This window comes from Streptomyces sp. NPDC031111 (assembly GCF_055570675.1).
In genome coordinates this window covers 608768-628680 of sequence record NZ_JBVIGS010000002.1, presented here as the reverse complement: position 1 = coordinate 628680, position 19913 = coordinate 608768, and the positions used below count along the sequence as shown (strand labels likewise).

The window sequence follows — 19913 nt, the reverse complement described above, 5'->3', positions numbered from 1 at the left end:
GGCTTGCTCACACCTGGGAGGCCTCCAGCTCCATGGAAACCGCGACAAGCCGGTCGCTGAAAGAGGCGGCGGCGCTGTCGCCCGTCGTCCCGGCGCGGTACGCACGGATCGCCGGGTCGGCGAGGGTGAGGGTCAGCACCGGGCAGTCCGCAGCGTCATTGGTGTGCTCGGGCGAGCAGTTGATGATGTCGGCCAGGGTGTGGCCAGGGCACACGGCCCCGGCAGGCAACTCCACGTCCAGGAGCAGCTCCTTGCCCGGCTCCACACGGAAACTCCCGGAAGCCGGGACCTCCACAGGCTTGCCCTTGTAACCGCCGTCCACCACAGTCGCGGTGAGACCGCGGGCGGAAGCGCGGACACCCTCACCGTGGGGGCCGTAGAGATCGAGCGTGACCCGCCCTTCGGCCAGCGGTGCGTCGAGCACCAGGGGGCGGTCGCCTGTTCGGATGGCCGCATGGACGGTGAAGCTGGGTTCGCCCGGCATCTTCGGACCCGGGTCGTGGAAGCCATAACTCGTGAGCACCAGACTCGGGGCCTTGCTCTGCTCGCCCTTCCCCCGTGGCGCCGGGCGCGGCACATTGTCCACGCCGCACTTCGACAGCTGGGCCGTACCGCCGTCGGGGAGCGGACGGTCCCGCAGTGGTTCGGCGGCGGCCTGCCAAGCCGTGGATGCGCGCGGCTCGGACGCTGTAGCGGAATACGTCAGTACCAACACACCCACGACGGGCACGGCGAGGATCAACCACGAACGCAGGGAGAGACGGAACACTCAGCCACGTCCTCGCGCTCGACCGTCGGCCCGGGGAAACACTTCCATGACGCTCATGATTCTCTCTGCGCGCGCGACGGCAAGAACGTCACTGAAGGGCTCGCCGGACCAGGGCTACTTGAGGGACGTGACGAACGACGTCCAGGCCGGGGCCGTGATGGTGAGGACCGGACCGTGGGGGACCTTGGAGTCACGGACGGGGACTACGGCGGTGTGGGCATCGCAGACTTCGAGGCAGTTGCCGCCGTCGCCGTTGCTGTACGTGCTCTTGCGCCAGACGGCTGTGCTCAAGTCAATCCCGTTGCTTGCCATTTCTGCCATCCTCAGCCGCTTGCTCAATCAGGGCGAGGGACGCCTCTGGAGGTAGTGCGGCGGCCCTGAGCCGATCGTATGCCTTGCGGTACTGCTTCACGAGGCCCGGATCATCGATGGTGTCCCCGCTGTACTGCGCCTCCGTGTAGATCAGAGGTGGAGCGTCGGAGAAGGTCATAACCATGGCGCTGCCCAGCATCAGCGGGTGCGGACCGCAGTTCCACGGAAGGATCTGGGAAACGATCCGATGGCGCCGCGCCAGTTCCGTCACACGCTCCAACTGTTCGGCATGCTGCTCTGGCGGCAGAATCGGCTGACGCAGCAGCGACTCGGGCAGGATCACCCAGTATTCCGGAGTCTTGTGGTTGTCCTCGAAGAGCTGAGCCCGCGCCAGCCGTGCGGACACCTTCTCCTCCACCTCCTCATCGGGCGCCAGAGGATGCGCGGACCGGGTCACCGCCCGCGCATACGCCTCCGTCTGCAACAGCCCCGGAATCAGCGTCGGGCACCACTCCTCAATGGTCTCCGCGTGCTTCTCCGCCTCCAGTACACGCTCGAAGTAGCTCGCGTGCCCCCGCCGCTTAGCCCTCCGCACATCCTCACAACGCCGCCGGAAGAACCCGTCCGTACCGAGCACCTTGTCCACATGCTCGGCCAGCTCCGCCGGCATCCTCCGCGTCCCCCGCTCGATCTCGCTGAGGTGACTCGGACCGTAGAAGCTGCCCTCGACGAGTTGCTGGAGCGTCAGCCCGGCCTCCTCCCGTTTCCAGCGCAGCTCGCTGCCATAAAAGGTCGGGACGCCCGTCGAGCCGTCGATGTCCTTGCGCTGCCCCATCGTTCACCGTCCTTGGTGTGCCGTTCCCGCCCGCTACCAACTGCCGCACCGCATACGTGCAGTTCAGGACCGGGATGCCGAAGGGCTGTCACGCTACGCCGGGCGGCGGCACAGTGTGAGCGGTTCGTCACACAGAGCACCGAAAGGCGTGAACCACCCATGCACAGCCCCACCGAAGCCGACGCCTGCGCCGAGGAGTTGCGGGCGGCGCTCGCCGCGCACGGCATCACCCTGCCGTCCCTCGGCGTCGACCTCCCGACCTTCGCCTCCCGCTGCCCCACCCGGCCCCTGATCGCGCTCGGCAACTGCAACCTCCTCACCGCCCAGGCCCTGACCGCCGCCCTCCGCAAGGAGGCCGCGTGATGCGACCGGCGCTGACCCTCGACCTGCTCGCCACACCGGCCGACCTGTCCGCCGTACGCCGCGCCCTGCGCGACCACGGCCCCGACGTCCAGCTCTGCGCGAGCGAACTCGTCACGAACGTGATCCAGCACCTCGGCGAGGGAGTCCCCGTCACCGTCCAGGTGTCGTGCGACGACGACGGACGTACCCGCCTGGAGGTCACCGATCCCGACCCGCGTGCGCTGCCCGTCCTGCGTGCGAGCGTGTCCGCCGACGAGGAGTCGGGGCGAGGACTCGCGCTCCTGGACGCACTGTCGCTGAGGTGGGGCGTGTCGCACGCACCCGGCAGCAAGACCGTGTGGTGCGAGCTGGGGGCGGGGTCGTCAGGAACCGTGGTACAGCCGTTCCAGGTCGACGAGGACGACCTCGCCCCGCTTCTCGGCCGCGCGCAGGTCCGGGTCGAAGCCGGCGCCGCTGTAGCAGGCGGGGCGGGCGCGGCTGGTGTCCACGCCCCGTGACGTCAGCAGGTCCAGGATGCGGCGCAGGCGCTGGAGGTGTCCGAGGTTCATGACCTTGTGCCACTTGGCCTCGCCGACGGACAGCAGGATGCCCTGGTCCTGGCCGATCGCCCCGTGCACCACGACATCGGCCTCGAGGGATGTCCGGCTCACCGGGTCGGCGACCGTGCCGGCGGCGACCTGGATCGGCATGCCCCCGAAGGTCGTGGGGTCCGCGTGCCACTCGACCCACTCGCGGCACAGTCGTTCGAAGTGAGGGCCGACGACCTTGCTGAGGAACGTGGGCCTGCTGTGCTGCCACATCGTGGCCGCTCCCCGGCGACGGCTGAGCAGGGCCGTCTCGGGGCGTACGACGGCATGGTGGAAGGTGATCAGCGGTTCCGCGACGTGGTAGGTGGTGCGGTTGGCGCGGAAGGCGTCGGGCTCGGCGGTCAGCAGGCCGCAGTTCCGCAGGACGGTCAGGGGCAGTGAGATGTCCGTGGCCTTGCGGCCCACCGCGCTCGCGATGCCGCCGCTGGTGCGGTCGCCGCCGGCCACCGCGGCCAGGACCGAGTGGTAGAGCGATCGGTTGCGCAGGTCCGGCTCGGCGGCCAGCAGGAAGGGCGCCTCGCCGTGGATCGGGCGTGCGGGGTTGAGTACGGTCCGGCAGACCCAGGCGTCGAAGTCGTCGGGCCCGTCGGGGACGTCGTCGTCGACGAACTCCCGCCGGTACGCGGGGGTTCCGCCGACGATCGCGTGGACGAGGACCGCCAGCCGCGGGTCCTGGATGCCCCAGAACTCGGCGGCCTCACGGAAGCCGAGTGAGTGGACCACGAGGTCGAGGCCCGCCCGGCCGTAGAGCGGGGAGGCGCCGGCGAGCAGTCCGCCCATGAACGACATCGCGCTGCCGCACAGCAGGATCCGGGGGCGCTCCGTGCGGTGGCGCTCGGAGCGCACCCCGAGGGCGGCCTGCAACTGGGACGGGAGAGCGGGGGCGTTCCGGACGAGGTAGGGGAACTCGTCGATCACCACGGGCAGCGGCCGGTCCTTGGCGAGTCCGAAGAGCATGTCCAGAGCCTGGTCCCAGTTGGCCGGCCTGGGCGGGACGGTGGCACCGGTGAAGCGCGCGACCGCGTCGCCCAGCAAATGCAGGGACTCGGTGGCCGATGCCTCGACCGCCGCGTAGTAGAAGCCCTCGGTGGCGTCCGCCAGGGCCTGAAGCAGGAAGCTCTTGCCCTGCCGGCGGCGGCCCGACACCACGCCGAGCCGAGGTCCCGCGCCGTCATTCGTCGCGAAGGCGGTCAGCTCGCTCCATTCCCACTCCCGGTCGAACATGTCGGGCGGTCTCGGCAGACTGCGCGCTGCGGGGCGGGCCATGATGCCTCCGGGCTCTCCTAGAGACTTAGAGACGTACTTCTTAGAAGTACACCTCTAAGAACGACCCCTCGCCGTATCCGTTACGCCGTACGCCACGCGGAGTGGCTGGTTCCCGTTGCGTACCGGTATCGGTCGGACACCGGCCGTTCACCGGGGCCGCCTGGGAACGTTGGATTCCGGCGGGATGCTCCGGGCGTGAGAAGGATTATGGGAATCGTCCTCGCGGTGCTGCTCATCGGTGGCGTGGCGGCCGCCGTCGTCGCGGGCAGGGACAGCGGGGAAACGGGCACGGCAACGAAGACCGTGCGCATGGTGATCGGATCGGAGAAGGCGGAGTTCTTCGCCGATCCGGACGTGGTGGAGGCCCTCGCCGCCAAGGGCTACACCGTCGAGGCCGAGACCTCCGGGTCCTGGGCCATGGAGGGGCTGGACCTCGAGGGGTACGACCTGGCGTTCCCGTCCAGCCGTGCGCCCGCCGCCGAGCTGGCCGAGAAGTACGGGGTACGGGGGATGCTCCCGCGCCCGTTCTACTCGCCGCTCGTCGTGGTGTCCCGTCGCGGGGCCGCCGAGGTCCTGGCCGCGAACGGGCTGGCCGAGCTCGACGAGGAGAACCCGGGCACGCTGAAGATGGAGGCCTACCTCGACGCGGCCGAGCGGGACCGCACCTGGCAGCAGCTCAAGGGGGCCGGGAAGTACGGGGAGCTGACCGGCACCCTCTTCATCTCCAGCACCGACCCGGAGAGCTCCAACTCGGGTGCGCTGTACTTGGCCGCCGCCTCCTATGTCGCCAACGGCGGCAAGGTGGTCGCGAGCGACGCCGACATCGAGCGCACCGCTCCCCTGATGCGCAAGCTGGTCAGCGTCCAGGGCGCCCAGCAGGCCGGTACGGACGCGGCGTTCCGGGACTTCACCAGCGGTGCCGGAAACCCGCTCGTCCTCGTCTACGAGTCCCAGGTGGCCGCGCTCCTCGACGAGCAGCAGAACGCGGACGACCTCGTCGTCCTCTACCCGGACACCACGGTCAACAGCGACCACACCGTCGTCCCGCTCACCGAGAACGGCCGGAAGCTGGCCGAACTCCTGGGCAACGACCCGGCGTTGCGCAAGCTGGCCGTCCGGCACGGCTTCCGCCCGCAGGGTGACGTGGCCGAGTTCTCGGCCGCCGCCGTGGGCCGTACCGCCTACCTCAAGCAGCGACTGACCGGCGTCCGCCAGGCGCCCGTGCCCACCTCCGCGGTGCTGCACGAGCTGGCGCGACGGGCGCGCGGATAAGGGGGACAGCAGCAGATGAGCAGCAGCACAGACGGCGATTTCATCCTCTCGCCGCCCGAGCCCGTCAAGCCGGTGCCGCGGGAGAAGGCCGGCGGTCTCGTGCCCGTCGACGACACCGTGCGCGCCGACATGGCGGCCAAGGCCGCCGCGTACGTGGAGGGGCTGGCCGCCCTCGACGCCCGCTCGCCCGAGTTCGCGGGCAAGGTGGGCGAGATCACCGCCCTGGGCGGCGGTGAGATGCGTACCGCCACCGCGCAGTCCAACCGCATGCTGGAGCGCACGGTCCGCAGCCTGCCCGACAAGGGAGGGGACGCGCAGTCCCAGGTCGCCGGGTCGCTGGTCGAGCTGCGGCGCGTGGTGGAGGACCTGGATCCGCGGGACCTGCCCGCGGGCAAGGGCCGCAAGTTCCTCTCCCGGCTGCCGGGCGGCAACAAGCTGCGCGACCACGTCGCCAAGTACGCCTCCGCGCAGGGCACCCTGAACCGGATCGTGGGCTCCCTGCGGGGCGGACAGGACGAACTGCGCCGCGACAACGCCGCGTTGCAGACGGAGCGGGTCCGGCTGTGGGAGACCATGGGCAAGCTCCAGGAGTACGTCGTGCTGACGGAGGCCCTCGACACGGCCGTGGAGCAGCACATCGCCGGCGTCGAGGCGACGGACCCCGTGCAGGCGGACTCGCTCCGTGCCGACGTCCTCTTCCCCGTCCGGCAGAAGCACCAGGACCTGCTGACCCAGCTCGCCGTGTGCGCACAGGGCTACCTCGCCATGGACGTCGTGCGCCGCAACAACGAGGAGCTGATCAAGGGCGTGGACCGGGCGGCCACGACCACCGTGTCGGCGCTGCGGATCTCCGTGATGCTGGCGTCCGCGCTGGACAACCAGAAGAAGGTGGTCGAGCAGGTCAACGCGCTGCGCGGCACCACGGAGGACCTGATACGGGGCAACGCGGAGATGCTGGCGACGCAGAGCGGGGAGATCCAGCGCATCGCCGCCGACCCGGCGGTGGGGGCGGAGACCCTGCGGTCGGCGTTCCAGCAGATCTACCGCACCCTCGACGCCATCGACACCTACAAGGTGCAGGCGACCGAGGCGATGGCGGTGACGGTGGAGAACCTGACCTCCGAGCTGCGGCACGCCGGCACGTATCTGGAGCGCAGCCGGGCGCAGGGCGCGCTGGAAGGGGGCCTCGGATGAGACTCCGGCCCCTGACCGCGGTGCTCGTCGCCGCCGCGGCCCTGCTGACCGCGTGCACCGGCGACCCGGACCCGCGGAAGGACACGGACCCGCAGGCCGCCGAGCCTGGCACTCTGCGGGTCCTGGCCTCCAGCGAACTCAGCGACATGACGCCGGTGTTCGAGCGGATCGAGAAGGACACCGGGGTCACCCTCCGGCCGACCTGGATCGGCACGCTCGACGCCGTGGACATGCTGGCCACGGGGAAGACGGACGGCAGGTACGACGCCGTGTGGCTGTCCTCCAACGACTATCTGCGACTGCGCCCGGAGGCGGCCGAGAAGGTCGTCTCGGAGACACCGGTGATGACGAGCCCCGTCGCCATCGGCGTCCGGACGGCCACCGTGGAGCGGCTGGGCTGGAAGCCGGAGGAGGTCACCTGGTCCGCGATCGAGCGGGCCGTCCGGGACGGGGAGCTCACCTACGGCATGACCGACCCGACCCGCTCCAACTCCGGTTTCTCCACCCTGATCTCGGTCGCCTCGGCGCTCTCGGGGGCACAGTCCGCGCTCACCGACGCGGACGTGACCAAGGCGACGCCGCGGCTCAAGGAGTTCTTCCAGGGTCAGAAGCTGACCTCGGGTTCGTCGGGCTGGCTGGCGAGCGCGTACAACCGCCGCGGTGACGTGGACGCGCTCCTCAACTACGAGTCCGTACTCAAGGGGTTCAAGGGCCTGACCGTGATCCGTCCGAAGGACGGGGTGGTCACCGCCGACTATCCGCTGTCCTCCCTCGCCTCGACCGACGCGGCCACCCGCGAGGACGTGCGCCGGGTGACCGAGGCGCTGCGCTCGGACGCCGTCCAGCGGCTGATCACCGACCGCACGCTGCGCCGGCCGGTCGTCGCCTCGGTGCCTCCGGCGGCCGGCCTGGACACGGGCCGGCGGCGCGAGCTGCCGTTCCCCGGCAGCCGTTCCGTCGCCGACGGGCTGCTCGACTCCTACGAGAACGAGCTGCGCCGCCCGTCGCGGACGGTGTACGTGCTGGACACCTCGGGCTCGATGGAGGGTGACCGCCTGGCCGGTCTGAAGTCCGCCCTCACCGGCCTGACCAGCGACTTCCGTGAGCGCGAGGAGGTGACGCTGATGCCGTTCGGCTCGGAGGTGAAGAGCGTGCGGACGCATGTCGTGGACCCCGCCGACCCGGGGTCCGGTCCGGCCGCGATCAGGAAGGACACCCAGGCGCTGACCGCCGAGGGCGACACGGCCATCTACACCTCGCTGGAGAAGGCGTACGACCATCTGGGGGCGGAGCAGGACACGTTCACGTCGATCGTGCTGATGACGGACGGCGAGAACACCGCGGGCGCCGAGGCGGAGGAGTTCGACGCCTTCTACGCGGGGCTCGACGGCGAGCGGCGCCGGACGCCGGTCTTCCCCATCCTCTTCGGCGACTCCGACCGGTCCGAGCTGGAACACATCGCCGACCTGACCGGCGGCCGCCTCTTCGACGCCCAGAAGGGTTCGCTGGACGGTGCCTTCGAGGAGATCCGTGGCTATCAGTAGATACCTGGAGTCCCGGAAGAACATCACCGGCAGCGCCTGCGGGCTCGCCGGGCTCGCGCTGACCTTCACGGGGGTGGCGGGCCCGTACTGGCCGGTCGTGGTGGTGGGGCTGTACGGCGCGGGCGCGCTGATCGCCCCGCCGGAGCGGCCCGCGCTGCCGGACTTCCCCGACCCGTCGGCCCAACTGGACGAGCTGCGCGCCGACTACGAGAAGCTGACCGGATATCTGGCGGAGGTGGAGCTGTCCCCGGCGGTCGAGGGCCCGCTCACCGAGCTGACGGACCTGCTGACGGCGCTGCTGGACCCGGGCTGGGCCACCGAGCTGCTCGCCGAGAACCCGGAGGGTCTGCACACCCTGTCCCGGGCGGTGCGGCAGGACCTGCCCGAGGCCGTGGACAGTTATGTACGGGCGCGGTGGTGGACGCGGCTGACGCCGGGCCAGGAGCCGCCGGAGCGGCATCTGGAGCGGCAGCTCGGTCTGCTGCGGCAGGAGGCCGAGGTCCTGGCGGCGGCCCTCCGGGACACGGAGGCCCGCCGCCAGGAGACCCACACCCGGTACCTGGAGGACCGGGGCGGGAGCTGACGGATCAGCGTGTGACGTGGACCGTCGCCGAGGCCGTCGAGCCGTGGTGCAGGTCGTCGCCCGGCCAGCTCACCGTGTACGTCGTGTCCCGCCGGGTGCGCGGGATGTCGTCGATGGTGAAGGTGCCGTCCGCGGCGACCGTCACCGACGACAGGGTGCCGGTGCCGAGCCGGTCGGTGCGCTCCACCTTCAGCACCGCCCGGTCCGGCAGGGCCCTGCCCTGCGCGGTGAAGGTGCCGGTGATCCGGACGCCGGAGCTCATCGATGCCTCCGCCGGGGCGGTCAGCGCGATCGAGGTGGGGGCCTTGCCGACGGACACGGTGTGGGTGACGTCGGTGGCCGGGCGGTGGGTGAGGTCACCGAGGTAGGACACGGTGTAGGTGGCGTCGCCGACCAGGCCGGGCTCGTCGAGGACGGTGTAGGAGCCGTCCTCCTTGACGGTGAAGGTGCCCAGGTCGTGGGTGCCGTTCGCGTCCGTGCGGGTCGCCTTGACCTTCAGCGGCTCGGCGGGCGCGGGGCCGTCGTACTCCAGCCGGCCCCGCACCGACAGCGGCTCGCCCGCGACGGCCTGGGCGGGGCTGTGGGTGAACGTTTCGCCGAGGCGGACGTCGTACTGGACGGCCGGGGGCTGGATGATGTGCAGCCAGTACTGGGTGCCGGTCGCGTTGGTGGTGACCGTGAAGAGCCGGGAGCCGTCGGCGGACCACTCCGTGCCGCGCGGCGCGACCCGGTCGCCGTCCTGGCTGCCCTCGAAGACGAACTCCAGCGGGGCGGTCGAGTCCCTCGGGTCGGCGGGCTGGACCAGGAGGTCGGGGGTGGCGCCGGTGGCCGAGGCGCCGCGTGCGACGTACTTGCCGTCGCCGCTGAAGGCGACCGAGCTGGCGGTGGCGCCCGCGGGCAGGGGCCGGTAGCCGTGGGCCGCGTCCGACAGGTCACCGGCGTTCAGCAGCCGGGTGCCGGCGGAGGCGTCGGCGAGAGCGACCTTCGCGCCGTCCGGGGAGACGGCGACGTCCTTCAGGTTCAGCGCGCTGGCGCCGCTGTCGTCGGCGAACCGGCGGGTGGCGTTCCGTACGGGGGTCTCGCCGCTGCCGTCGAAGACGCTGACGAACGGGTTGGGCGCCGAGGAGTTGAGCGCCTGGCCCATCACGAACGTGCCGTTCGGGCCGCCCTCCAGCAGGAGCTTGCCGGAGTCGTTCCAACCGGTGCGCTGCCAGCCGCCGTTGGTGATGTTGTCCACGTAGCTCGTCGCCGTGGCGCACTCGGACAGGTAGTTGGTGTACTGCGAGGTGTAGTACGGCTTGCCACCCGCGACGACGACCTCGCGGCCGCAGTTGTCGGTGGGCGCGTTGGGCGCGCTCTTGAGGGCCAGCGTGGTCGTGTCGTATGCGGAGATCCGGAAGCGCTCACCGACGTAGAGCGTGCTCGCGTCGGCGCTGAGCGCCAGTCCGGAGACGTGGTACGAGGTGTTGATGGTGGAGATCCGCTCGCCCTGGAAGGTGTAGACGGCGATCTGGCCGTAGTTGGAGCTCGAGCCCACGGCGGCGTCGGCGAGGAAGACGCGCTGGTGGACGTTGTCGACGGCCAGCGCCGAGTACGAGGTGAACGGCAGCTTGGCCACGCTGTCGGAAGCCGCCGCGTGCGCCGCGGGCGCGACGGCGACGGTGAGTCCGGTCCCGGCGAGTGCGGCGGCGAGGACGGTGGCCGCCAGACGTCTGGGACGGTGTGCTGTATTCAACTGTGCCCCCCACAGGCTGTGTTTGAGGGTCTCACGCGGGAGGTGAGACACCCGTGAAGAGCATGAAACAGGCGTGAAGATCACTTGGGCAAGGGGGACACGCCGTGGGTGGGAATGGGCGAGGGCCTGCCGTCGCCCATTCCGCCGGGGCGGGCGGAGGCGACGACGGCAGGCCCGGGGTCCCGCACGCCGTTGTGCGGGCCTCGCCGGTGTGTTCCGCGGCCGGTCGTGGCGTGACGATCGCTGGTCAGGGCATCCTCAAACCGAGTGGCGACCGGCCGCGGAGTCTGTGCGGGCGTCAGCCCAGGCGCTCCACCAGGGCGCGGTACTCGTCCCACAGCTCCTTGGGCGTGTGCTCGCCGAAGGTGTTGAGGTGCTCGGGGACCAGGGCGGCCTCCTCGCGCCACACCTCCTTGTCGACGGTGAGCAGGAAGTCCAGGTCGGCGTCGGACAGGTCCAGGCCGTCGGTGTCCAGCGCGGCCTTGGCCGGGAGCACGCCGATCGGGGTCTCGACGCCCTCCGCCCTGCCCTCCAGGCGCTCCACGATCCACTTCAGGACGCGGGAGTTCTCTCCGAAGCCGGGCCAGACGAACTTGCCCTCGTCGTTCTTGCGGAACCAGTTGACGTAGTAGATCTTCGGCAGCTTGGACTGGTCCTTGTCCTTGGCCACGTCGATCCAGTGCGCCATGTAGTCGCCCATGTTGTAGCCGCAGAACGGCAGCATGGCGAAGGGGTCGCGGCGCAGCTCGCCGACCTTGCCCTCGGCGGCGGCGGTCTTCTCACTGGCCACGTTGGCGCCGAGGAAGACGCCGTGGTTCCAGTCGAAGGACTCCGTCACCAGCGGTACGGCGCTGGCGCGGCGCCCGCCGAAGAGGATCGCGGAGATCGGCACGCCCTTGGGGTCCTCCCACTCCGGCGCGATGATCGGGCACTGCGCGGCGGGGGTGGTGAAGCGGGCGTTGGGGTGGGCGGCGGGCGTGCCGGACTCGGGGGTCCAGTCGTTGCCCTTCCAGTCGGTGAGGTGGGCCGGGGTCTCCTCGGTCATGCCCTCCCACCAGACGTCGCCGTCGTCGGTGAGGGCGACGTTGGTGAAGACCGAGTTGCCCCAGAGGGTCTTCATGGCGTTGGCGTTGGTGTGCTCACCGGTGCCGGGGGCGACGCCGAAGAAGCCGGCCTCGGGGTTGATGGCGTAGAGGCGGCCGTCCTCGCCGAAGCGCATCCAGGCGATGTCGTCGCCGATCGTCTCGACCGTCCAGCCGGAGATGGTGGGCTCCAGCATGGCGAGGTTGGTCTTGCCGCAGGCCGACGGGAAGGCGGCGGCGACGTACTTGGACTCCCCCTGCGGCGGGGTCAGCTTGAGGATGAGCATGTGCTCGGCGAGCCAGCCCTCGTCGCGGGCCATGACGGAGGCGATGCGCAGGGCGTAGCACTTCTTGCCGAGCAGGGCGTTGCCGCCGTAGCCCGAGCCGTAGGACCAGATCTCGCGGTCCTCGGGGAAGTGGGAGATGTACTTGGTCCGGTTGCAGGGCCAGGGGACGTCCTCCTGGCCGGGCTCCAGCGGGGCGCCGACCGAGTGGACGGCCTTGACGAAGAAGCCGTCGGAGCCGAGCTCGTCCAGGACCGGACGGCCCATGCGGGTCATGGTGCGCATGGAGACCGCGACGTACGCGGAGTCGGTGATCTCGACGCCGATGGCGGACAGCGGCGAGCCGAGGGGGCCCATGCAGAAGGGCACGACGTACATGGTGCGGCCCTTCATCGAGCCGCGGAAGACGCCCTTCTCGCCCTGGAAGATGTCCCGCATCTCGGCGGGGGCCTTCCAGTGGTTGGTGGGACCCGCGTCCTCCTCCTTCTCGGAGCAGATGAACGTCCGGTCCTCGACGCGGGCGACGTCGGTGGGGTCGGAGGCCGCGTAGTAGGAGTTGGGGCGCTTGATCGGGTCGAGCTTCCGGAAGGTGCCCTTGGCGACGAGCTCCCCGCACAGGCGCTCGTACTCGGCCTCTGAGCCGTCGCACCAGACCACCTGGTCCGGCTGCGTCAGGTCTGCGATCTCGTTGACCCAGGAGATCAGTCCCTGGTGGGTGGTGGGGACGCTGGGAGCCGCGATGTCGCGCGCCACGATTGCTCCTAAATGAGGGATTTTTTGTTTGGAGGCCCCGTGGGGGCTGCGACCCGGATGCTTCACGGTGGGAGCTTGGCGCTCATCCGGTGTCGACCGCACTCATTTGATCATCCGACGTGAGCGCCCATCTGTCCAGAGGGCCGCACAGGTGAGCAACGTGACGATGACCACGGTTTTTCGTGCGCCTTTACGCACACGTTGGGTGGACGTGACGATTTCTTTGCGTGACTTCCCAGCGGGGCGGCGTGAGATGATGGCCACTTCGGGGGGCCCAATTCGTCACGGGGAGCCGTAACTTACGGTTCCGTAGGTACGATGCGGGACATGACTGCGTTCGCCCCCGACGCCCCGACGGAACCGCCGGCCGACGGCCCCGGCCCGGTGGCGACCTCCCTGCCGCACCCCGTCAAGCCCAAGCTCCGCGGCTGGCTGCACCTCGGCATGTTCCCCGCTGCCCTGGTCGCCGGACTGGCGCTCACCGCCTTCGCCGACTCGCCCCGCGGACGCCTCGCGTGCGGCGTCTACGCCCTCACGGCCTGCCTGCTGTTCGGCGTGAGCGCGCTCTACCACCGGGGCAACTGGAGCCCCCGGATGGACGGGGTGCTGCGCCGCCTCGACCACGCCAACATCTTCCTGATCATCGCGGGCACCTACACCCCGCTGACCATCCTGCTGCTGCCCGACTCCAAGGGCCGGTGGCTGCTGTGGGGCATCTGGGCGGCGGCGGCCGCGGGAATCGTCTTCCGGGTCTTCTGGGTCGGCGCCCCGCGCTGGCTCTACACGCCCTGCTACATCGCGATGGGCTGGGCGGCCGTCTTCTTCCTGCCGGACTTCATGCGCACCGGCGGCATCGCGGTACTCGTCCTGGTGGTCGTCGGCGGGCTGCTCTACAGCGCGGGCGGGGTGATCTACGGCATCAAGAAGCCCAACCCGTCCCCGCGCTGGTTCGGCTTCCACGAGGTCTTCCACTCGTTCACCCTGGCCGCCTTCATCGCGCACTACGTCGGGATCTCGCTGGTGGCGTACCAGCACGCGTAGGCGCTCCCCCGTCCCGACCGGCCGCGGCTTCGACGCCGCGGCCTTTTTCATGCCTTCGGCGGATTGACAGTCCAACTCTTTTGAGAGTTACTCTCATTTTATGGCCACTGTCACCACGCCGCACTCCACGCACGCCGACCCCCGCCGCTGGTGGGCCCTGGGCGCCCTGGTCGCGAGCATGCTCACCCTCGGCTTCGACCTGACGATCCTCAACGTCGCGCTGCCGACCATGGCCGCGCAGTTGGAGGCGAGCACCGGTGAGCTCCAGTGGATCGTGGACTCGTACATCGTGGTGTTCGCGGCGCTGATGCTGCCCGCCGGTCTGCTCGGCGACCGGTTCGGACGGCGCCGCATGCTGGTGGTGGGGCTCTGCGTGTTCCTCCTCGGGTCCCTGGCCGGTGCCCTCACCGACGCGCCGGGACTCGTCGTCGCGGCCCGCTCGGCGATGGGTCTCGGGGCCGCGCTGGTCATTCCGCTGGGACTGTCCGTGCTGCCGTCGATGTTCGGCGAGGAGGAGCGCGGCAAGGCGGTCGCCGCGGTCACCGCCTCCATGGCCGCCGGGATGCCGCTCGGCCCGCTCGTCGGCGGGCTGCTGCTCGACCACTACTGGTGGGGCTCGATCTTCCTGATCAACATCCCGATGGCCGCCGCCGGCATCGCCGCCTGCCTGTTCCTGCTGCCCGAGTCCCGGGACCCCTCCTCCCCCAGGGTCGACGCGCTGTCCACGGCGTTCAGCGCGCTCGGCCTCGGCGCGCTGGTCTTCGGCATCATCGAGGGGCCGGTGCGCGGCTGGACCGGCGCCTGGGTGCTCGGCTCGTTCGCCCTGTCGGCGCTGCTGCTGGCCGGGCTCGTGGTGCGCGAGCGGCGCGCCGTACGGCCCATGCTCGACCTGGCCCTGCTGGGGCGGCGCGTCTTCCTCTTCAACGTCCTGTCCGCGACGCTCGGCACGTTCGTCTTCGCCGGGCTGCTGTTCCTGCTGCCGACGTATCTCCAGGAGATCGGCGGCAGCGACGCCTTCGGCACCGGGCTGCGGCTGCTGCCGATGATGGGCGGCCTGCTGGTCTCCGCACGCGCGAGCACCCCCTTGGTACGGCGGCTCGGCCCGCGCCCGGTGGTCTCCACCGGGCTGGTGGTGCTGTGCTTCGCCGCCCTCCTCGGCTCCCTGACCTCGACCAGCACGGGCTACGGGTTCACCGCGCTGTGGCTGACGATCGCCGGCCTCGGCTTCGGCCTGGCGATGGTGCCCGCGATGGACGCGGCGCTCGGCGGCATCCCCGCCGACGCGGCCGGCAGCGGCTCCGCCCTGCTGATGACGCTGCGCCAGGTGGGCGGCGCCGTCGGCATCGCCCTCCTCGGCAGCCTCGTCGCCGACACCTACGCCGACCGTCTCGACACCGGTGGACTGCCGGCGCCCGCCGCCGAGGCCGCCCGGGAGTCGCTCAGCGGGGGGCACGCCGTCGCCGGGCAACTGGATCTGCCCGCCCTCGCCCGCTCCGCCGACGCCGCGTACCTGGAGGGGATGGGCACGGTGCTCGTGGTGTGCGGCATCGCGTCGCTGGTGACGGCGCTGCTCACGGCCGTGTTCCTGCCGGACACCGCGGCGGGCCGGGCCCCGGAGGACAGCCCGGGTGACATGGCCGCCGCGGAGGCGGATGCCCGACAATGACCAGCATGACGGCCGCACGATCCTCCCTCACCCCCGCCGGTCCGCCCCGCCCCGGGCTGCGCGAGCGGAAGAAGATCAAGACCCGCGAGGCGATCCGCACCGCGACCTACTCGCTGATCCGGGAGCAGGGGTACGAGGCCACGACGGTCGAGCAGATCGCCGAACGCGCCGACGTGTCGCCGTCGACCGTCTTCCGCTACTTCCCCACCAAGGAGGACATCGTCCTCACCGACGAGTACGACGAGCCGCTGCTCGCCGAACTCGCCTCCCGGCCCGCCGACGAACCGTGGCTGGACTCCATCCGGTACGTGATGCGCCGCGCCATCGCTCTCGCGATGGCCGAGCAGCCCGAGGAGACGCTGCTGCGGGCGCGGCTCATGCTCGAGGTGCCCGCGGTGCGCTCCCGGATCATGGACGGCCTGTCGGCCACGGGAGGGCTGCTCGCCGACGCGATCGCCCTGCGCACCGGCCTCGACCCGGAGGGCCTGGAGGTGCGGGTGTACACGATGTCCCTGATGGGCGGCCTGCTGGAGGCCACGAAGTACTGGGCCGAGCACAGCCACCGGGACGACTTCGCCGACATCGTCGACCGGGCCCTCGGCGTCTTCGAGCACGGCCTGCCCACCGCGAAATCCTGAGGCGGCGGACGCCGGACATGACATCCTTGGCCGGGTGAACGGTCCCGAGATCCACGTCGAGTTCGACCCCGAACTGCTGCTCTTCGTCCCCCAGGCACGCCCCACCGGCGCCACGAAGACCGCCACCGACGGCGTCTCCAGCCTCGGCCATGTCGTCGAGTCCCTAGGAGTCCCGCTGACCGAGGTGGGCGCGATGCTCGTGGACGGCCGCGAGGTGCCGACCGGGCATGTCCCGGCCGCGGGCGAGTCGGTGACCGTACGCGCCGTCGCCCACCCCCAGCGGGTGCCCGGCGCTCCCCTGCGCTTCCTGCTCGACGTGCACCTGGGCACGCTGGCCCGCCGGCTGCGGCTGCTGGGCGTCGACACGGCGTACGAGTCGACGGACATCGGCGATCCGGCGCTGGCCGCGCGGTCGGCGGCGGAGAAGCGGGTGATGCTCAGCCGGGACCGGGGGCTGCTGCGGCGGCGTGAGCTGTGGGCGGGGGCGTTCGTCTACAGCACCCGGCCCGAGGAGCAACTCACGTACGTACTGGAGCGGTTCGACCCCGAGCTGCGGCCGTGGAGCCGGTGCACCGCCTGCAACGGGCTGTTGCGCCAGGCCACGAAGGAGGAGGTCGCGGACCAGTTGAAGGGTGGGACGCATCGCACGTACGACGTGTTCGCGCGGTGTGAGGCGTGCGGGCGGGCGTACTGGAAGGGGGCGCATCATGAGCAACTTGTTGCGATTGTTGAGCGTGCGCTGGCTTTGCGCGCGGGGCGGCGTTGACTTTGGAGCGCCGTAGGGGTGCGGTGGTGGGGAACTGCGGCGCCGTTGTGGCTGGTCGCGCCCACGCGGCGGAGCCGCATATCGACACAGCCCCGCGCCCCTAGGGGGTTTCAGTTGGCCAGTGTTGTCTGAAGTTGGTCCGGGTCTGTTGTGGGGGCGTCGCAGGTGAAGTTGCGGCAGACGTAGGCGGCCGGTTGGTTCTGGACCAACGGGCGGTCGGCGAGTAGGGGGAACTCGTCGCTGTCGGGGATACCGACGGCGACCACCGCGCCGGGGGCGGGACCGAGGAGGGCCGTGCGGTGCAGGGTGGTCGTGGCCGGGTCGTCCAGCGCCGGGCCGACCACCGCGATCTCCCGCGGACCGTCCAGCAGGGCCTCGGCGACCGCGAGCCCCCAGCCGACGAACCTCGGGACACGCGGGCCCAGCGCCTTCACCACGCCCAGCGCCCGTTCGGCGGCGGTGCGATGCGGCTCGCTGCCGGTGTGCGCGGCATAGCTCAGCAGGGCGCCCGCGGCGGCGGTCCAGCCGGACGGGGCGGCGTTGTCGGTCGGGTCCTGGGGACGCCGGATGAGCCGCTCCGCATCGGACGCCGTGTCGTACAGCGCGCCCGACTCGGGGTCGGTGAAGCGGGCCAGGACGTGGTCGAGCAGCAGTCCGGCGAAGTCCAGCCAGACGCCCTCGCCGGTCACCGAGGCCAGCGCCAGGAAGCCCTCGGCGACGTCGGCGTAGTCCTCCAGCACCCCCGCGTTGGCGCCGACCCGGCCGTCCTTGCTGGTGCGGGCGATACGGGCCTGGTCGTCCAGGTGCAGCCGTACCAGCAGGTCACCGGCGGCGACGGCGGCCTCCGTCAGGTCCGGCCGGTCGAAGTAGGCCCCGGTCTCGGCGAGCGCGGCGATCGCGAGGCCGTTCCAGGCGGCGACCACCTTGTCGTCCCGGCCGGGAGCCGGCCGCGCGGAACGGGCCGCGAGCAGCCGCTCCTTGATGCCGTCGATCCGTCCGGCGTCGAACACCTCGTCCCGCTGCGGCAGTTGCAGCACCGAGGCGCCCTCCTCGAAGGTGCCCTCCTCGGTCACCCCGAAGTACCGCGCGGCGAGTTCCGCGTCGTCGTCCCCGAGGACCTCGCGCAGCTGCGCGGGCGTCCACACGTAGTACGCGCCCTCGACGTGCCGCCCCGTGCCGTCGTCGCTGTCGGCGTCCAGCGCCGAGGCGAAACCGCCCTCGGGGGTGCGCAGTTCGCGGACCATGAAGTCGGCGGTCTCCAGCGCCACCCGGCGGGCGAGTTCGGAGCCGGTGGACCGCCAGAGGTGGGCGTAGGCCCGGCACAGCAGCGCGTTGTCGTAGAGCATCTTCTCGAAGTGCGGCACGACCCAGTCGCGGTCGACGGAGTACCGCGCGAAGCCGCCGCCGAGCTGGTCGTACATCCCGCCGCGCGCCATGCGCTCGCAGGTGTCCGCCGCCATCTGGAGGGCGCCCTCGGCGCCGGTGCGGGCGTGGTGCCGCAGCAGGAACTCGATCACCATGGACGGCGGGAACTTCGGTGCCCCGCCGAATCCGCCGCGCTGCGGGTCGTACTCCCTGGTCAGCCCGAGCAGCGCCTGCGCCAGCTCGGGCTCGCCGGGCACCCGGTCGTCACCGTAGGAGAGCTCCCGGCCCGCCAGGTCCCGGGCGATCTTCCCCGCCACCTCGTCGACCTCGCCGCGCCGCTCGGCCCACGCCTGGTGGACGCCCTGGAGGACCTGCCGGAAGGACGGCATGCCGTGCCGGGGGGCGGGCGGGAAGTACGTACCGAAGTAGAACGGCTCGGCGTCGGGGGTGAGGAACACGGTCATCGGCCAGCCGCCCTGCCCGGTCGCCGCCTGCACCGCCTCCATGTAGACGGCGTCGACGTCGGGGCGCTCCTCCCGGTCCACCTTGACGCTGACGAAGTGCGCGTTCATGTCGTCGGCGGTGGCCTGGTCCTCGAAGGACTCGTGCGCCATCACATGGCACCAGTGGCAGCTCGAGTAGCCGACGCTCAGCAGCACCGGCACATCGCGCCGCCGCGCCTCGGCGAAGGCCTCCTCGGACCAGGACCACCAGTCGACGGGATTGTCGGCGTGCTGGAGGAGGTAGGGGGACGTGGCCTGCGCAAGTCGGTTCGCCATGCGTCCATCCTCGCGCACCCGGCCGCGCCCCGCGGAACGGACGGGGCCCCGACCCCCCGCGTGTCCTCCGACCCGCTAGAGCCCCCGGGCCTCCATGACCTGTTGCTCGGCCGTCTCGACCGCGAAGCGTGCGGCGGGGTCGCCGTCGGCCCGTCGGACGGCGCCGCGCACCAGGGCGAGGTAGAAGAGGGCCGGGGCGCACGGGGTCCACCGCTCCGCCGGCTCGTCGGCCATGAAGCCGAGCACGGAGACGGGGTCGGCGGGCACGAACTCGAAGCGGTCGTGCTCCCACTTGTCGGCGACGCCCCGGGTCCAGCGCAGCCGCAGGGTCTCCTCGTCGAGATCGGGCAGCACCGCGCGGAAGAAGGCCGCCCACTGGTGGTTGTCCAGGTCCAGGCCGAAGCCGAGGAGCTCCAGGTCGAGCTCGTCGGAGGCGTGGACGGCGAGCTCCTCGAACAGGGCGCGCCGGGCCACCGCGTGCAGGCTGATCGGGCTGCCGTCCTCGGGGAGGTCGTGCATGCGGGCCATGCCCTCGTTGGCGGAGGAGTTCCACCGGGAGCTGTTCGGGCCGGCCACGTGGGCGCTGCGCCGCGAGAACAGCATCTTGCCGTCCTTGCCGGTCTCCAGCGCCACGTTGACGCCGAAGCTGCAGTTCATCCACACCGGGGCGTGGACCGGGTCCTCGCTCTCCAGGTACTGCTTGCGCAGGGTGAGACCGTTCTGCTGCTTGCGTTCGAGATTGAGGGATGTGGTGAGGAAGTCGAAGTAGTCGGCGTCCTGGAGGGTGAGGGTGACGACGGGGTCCTCGGCCAGATGGGTGCGGGTCACGACGACCCGCTCCACGGCGAAGCGGTCGTTGTTCCAGCGGTGCGGCAGACCGAGGGCCTCCTTGCGCCGCTCCTCCGCCTGGATGGCGTGCCGCCAGCCGCCGATCTCCTCGGGGAACTCCACGCGCTTCGCCCGGTACTTGACGCGGACGTCGTCCTCGCGGATGGGACGGGTCCCGTCGCCCTCGAAGATGTGACAGCCGGTCTCCCTGCCGATCACGGTGAACCTGTCCCGGCGCATTATCAACACCC

Annotated in this window: 17 protein-coding genes and 1 pseudogene; 10 read left to right on the top strand and 8 right to left on the bottom strand. The window is 71.0% G+C overall.

The window, feature by feature from the left end; translation table 11 throughout:
- Nucleotides 1-7: 7 nt before the first annotated feature.
- The 3 genes from ACZ470_RS06565 to ACZ470_RS06555 all read right to left on the bottom strand — a co-directional run bounded on the left by ACZ470_RS06565 (nucleotide 8) and on the right by ACZ470_RS06555 (nucleotide 1916).
- Complete coding sequence (locus ACZ470_RS06565; RefSeq protein WP_468424958.1) at nucleotides 8-769, bottom strand: hypothetical protein; 762 nt, start codon at nucleotides 767-769, stop codon at nucleotides 8-10.
- Nucleotides 770-883: 114 nt separating this feature from the next.
- Entirely contained in the window at nucleotides 884-1081 is a 198-nt protein-coding gene (locus ACZ470_RS06560) for a DUF397 domain-containing protein (protein ID WP_468424956.1), read from the bottom strand.
- Nucleotides 1062-1916, bottom strand: a complete 855-nt coding sequence (locus ACZ470_RS06555; RefSeq protein ID WP_468424954.1) for a helix-turn-helix domain-containing protein — start codon at nucleotides 1914-1916, stop codon at nucleotides 1062-1064. Before ACZ470_RS06555 ends, ACZ470_RS06560 begins: the two co-directional genes overlap by 20 nt.
- A 159-nt stretch (nucleotides 1917-2075) precedes the next feature.
- On the opposite strand from ACZ470_RS06555, the gene ACZ470_RS06550 reads away from it, so the two are divergent.
- Both ACZ470_RS06550 and ACZ470_RS06545 read left to right on the top strand, forming a co-directional pair.
- The gene (locus tag ACZ470_RS06550; RefSeq protein ID WP_468424953.1) at nucleotides 2076-2279 is read left to right on the top strand and encodes a hypothetical protein; all 204 of its coding nucleotides are present in this window, start codon (nucleotides 2076-2078) and stop codon (nucleotides 2277-2279) included.
- A pseudogene (locus ACZ470_RS06545) lies at nucleotides 2279-2557 on the top strand (ATP-binding protein); the annotation flags it as partial. The gene ACZ470_RS06550 and the pseudogene ACZ470_RS06545, both read left to right, overlap by 1 nt.
- A gap of 84 nt (nucleotides 2558-2641) precedes the next feature.
- Here ACZ470_RS06545 and ACZ470_RS06540 read toward each other — a convergent pair.
- Nucleotides 2642-4132 (bottom strand): AAA family ATPase, encoded by a 1491-nt coding sequence (locus ACZ470_RS06540; protein WP_468424951.1) that lies wholly within the window; start codon nucleotides 4130-4132, stop codon nucleotides 2642-2644.
- Between the two features lie 195 nt (nucleotides 4133-4327).
- On the opposite strand from ACZ470_RS06540, the gene ACZ470_RS06535 reads away from it, so the two are divergent.
- The 4 genes from ACZ470_RS06535 to ACZ470_RS06520 are packed head-to-tail and all read left to right on the top strand — an operon-like array spanning nucleotide 4328 to nucleotide 8725.
- A complete protein-coding gene (locus tag ACZ470_RS06535) occupies nucleotides 4328-5404 on the top strand; it encodes a hypothetical protein (RefSeq protein ID WP_468424950.1) in 1077 nt (358 codons plus the stop codon).
- 15 nt (nucleotides 5405-5419) lie between these two features.
- On the top strand, nucleotides 5420-6598 hold the full coding sequence (locus ACZ470_RS06530) for a toxic anion resistance protein (RefSeq protein WP_468424948.1): 1179 nt from the start codon (nucleotides 5420-5422) through the stop codon (nucleotides 6596-6598).
- A complete protein-coding gene (locus ACZ470_RS06525) occupies nucleotides 6595-8142 on the top strand; it encodes a substrate-binding and vWA domain-containing protein (RefSeq protein ID WP_468424946.1) in 1548 nt (515 codons plus the stop codon). Before ACZ470_RS06530 ends, ACZ470_RS06525 begins: the two co-directional genes overlap by 4 nt.
- Nucleotides 8129-8725 carry a hypothetical protein gene (locus ACZ470_RS06520; protein WP_468424944.1) on the top strand — a complete coding sequence of 199 codons (597 nt, stop codon included), beginning with the start codon at nucleotides 8129-8131 and terminating at the stop codon, nucleotides 8723-8725. The genes ACZ470_RS06525 and ACZ470_RS06520 overlap by 14 nt, the downstream gene beginning before the upstream one ends.
- A 4-nt stretch (nucleotides 8726-8729) precedes the next feature.
- Here the strand turns inward: ACZ470_RS06520 and ACZ470_RS06515 are convergent, their stop codons facing one another.
- Together ACZ470_RS06515 and ACZ470_RS06510 are read right to left on the bottom strand one after the other, a co-directional pair.
- Nucleotides 8730-10460 carry an Ig-like domain repeat protein gene (locus ACZ470_RS06515; RefSeq protein WP_468424943.1) on the bottom strand — a complete coding sequence of 577 codons (1731 nt, stop codon included), beginning with the start codon at nucleotides 10458-10460 and terminating at the stop codon, nucleotides 8730-8732.
- 298 nt (nucleotides 10461-10758) lie between these two features.
- The gene (locus tag ACZ470_RS06510) at nucleotides 10759-12579 is read right to left on the bottom strand and encodes a phosphoenolpyruvate carboxykinase (GTP) (RefSeq protein ID WP_468424942.1); all 1821 of its coding nucleotides are present in this window, start codon (nucleotides 12577-12579) and stop codon (nucleotides 10759-10761) included.
- A gap of 327 nt (nucleotides 12580-12906) precedes the next feature.
- Here ACZ470_RS06510 and trhA point away from each other — a divergent pair, with 327 nt between their 5' ends.
- From trhA to ACZ470_RS06490, 4 genes are all read left to right on the top strand, one after another.
- The gene (trhA, locus tag ACZ470_RS06505; RefSeq protein ID WP_468424940.1) at nucleotides 12907-13620 is read left to right on the top strand and encodes a PAQR family membrane homeostasis protein TrhA; all 714 of its coding nucleotides are present in this window, start codon (nucleotides 12907-12909) and stop codon (nucleotides 13618-13620) included.
- Between the two features lie 100 nt (nucleotides 13621-13720).
- Nucleotides 13721-15286, top strand: coding sequence for an MFS transporter (locus tag ACZ470_RS06500; protein WP_468424939.1), 1566 nt, complete (start codon nucleotides 13721-13723; stop codon nucleotides 15284-15286).
- A 5-nt stretch (nucleotides 15287-15291) separates the two neighbouring features.
- Nucleotides 15292-15924 (top strand): TetR/AcrR family transcriptional regulator, encoded by a 633-nt coding sequence (locus tag ACZ470_RS06495; RefSeq protein ID WP_468424938.1) that lies wholly within the window; start codon nucleotides 15292-15294, stop codon nucleotides 15922-15924.
- A 34-nt stretch (nucleotides 15925-15958) separates the two neighbouring features.
- A complete protein-coding gene (locus ACZ470_RS06490) occupies nucleotides 15959-16690 on the top strand; it encodes a Mut7-C RNAse domain-containing protein (protein WP_468424936.1) in 732 nt (243 codons plus the stop codon).
- Nucleotides 16691-16800: 110 nt separating this feature from the next.
- On the opposite strand, the gene ACZ470_RS06485 is transcribed toward ACZ470_RS06490, so the two are convergent.
- A complete protein-coding gene (locus ACZ470_RS06485; protein WP_468424935.1) occupies nucleotides 16801-18834 on the bottom strand; it encodes a thioredoxin domain-containing protein in 2034 nt (677 codons plus the stop codon).
- Between the two features lie 75 nt (nucleotides 18835-18909).
- Nucleotides 18910-19902 carry a translation initiation factor 2 gene (locus tag ACZ470_RS06480; protein WP_468424933.1) on the bottom strand — a complete coding sequence of 331 codons (993 nt, stop codon included), beginning with the start codon at nucleotides 19900-19902 and terminating at the stop codon, nucleotides 18910-18912.
- Nucleotides 19903-19913 lie beyond the last annotated feature (11 nt).

Excerpts from the sequence above, each read along its gene's own strand:
- ACZ470_RS06495 (WP_468424938.1), top strand. The coding sequence starts at position 15,292 with ATGACGGCCGCACGATCCTCCCTCACCCCCGCCGGTCCGCCCCGCCCC.
- ACZ470_RS06485 (WP_468424935.1), bottom strand. The coding sequence starts at position 18,834 with ATGGCGAACCGACTTGCGCAGGCCACGTCCCCCTACCTCCTCCAGCAC.
- ACZ470_RS06555 (WP_468424954.1), bottom strand. The coding sequence starts at position 1,916 with ATGGGGCAGCGCAAGGACATCGACGGCTCGACGGGCGTCCCGACCTTT.
- ACZ470_RS06560 (WP_468424956.1), bottom strand. The coding sequence starts at position 1,081 with ATGGCAAGCAACGGGATTGACTTGAGCACAGCCGTCTGGCGCAAGAGC.
- ACZ470_RS06525 (WP_468424946.1), top strand. The coding sequence starts at position 6,595 with ATGAGACTCCGGCCCCTGACCGCGGTGCTCGTCGCCGCCGCGGCCCTG.
- ACZ470_RS06530 (WP_468424948.1), top strand. The coding sequence starts at position 5,420 with ATGAGCAGCAGCACAGACGGCGATTTCATCCTCTCGCCGCCCGAGCCC.
- ACZ470_RS06550 (WP_468424953.1), top strand. The coding sequence starts at position 2,076 with ATGCACAGCCCCACCGAAGCCGACGCCTGCGCCGAGGAGTTGCGGGCG.
- ACZ470_RS06540 (WP_468424951.1), bottom strand. The coding sequence starts at position 4,132 with ATGGCCCGCCCCGCAGCGCGCAGTCTGCCGAGACCGCCCGACATGTTC.
- ACZ470_RS06480 (WP_468424933.1), bottom strand. The coding sequence starts at position 19,902 with ATGCGCCGGGACAGGTTCACCGTGATCGGCAGGGAGACCGGCTGTCAC.
- ACZ470_RS06500 (WP_468424939.1), top strand. The coding sequence starts at position 13,721 with ATGGCCACTGTCACCACGCCGCACTCCACGCACGCCGACCCCCGCCGC.
- trhA (WP_468424940.1), top strand. The coding sequence starts at position 12,907 with ATGACTGCGTTCGCCCCCGACGCCCCGACGGAACCGCCGGCCGACGGC.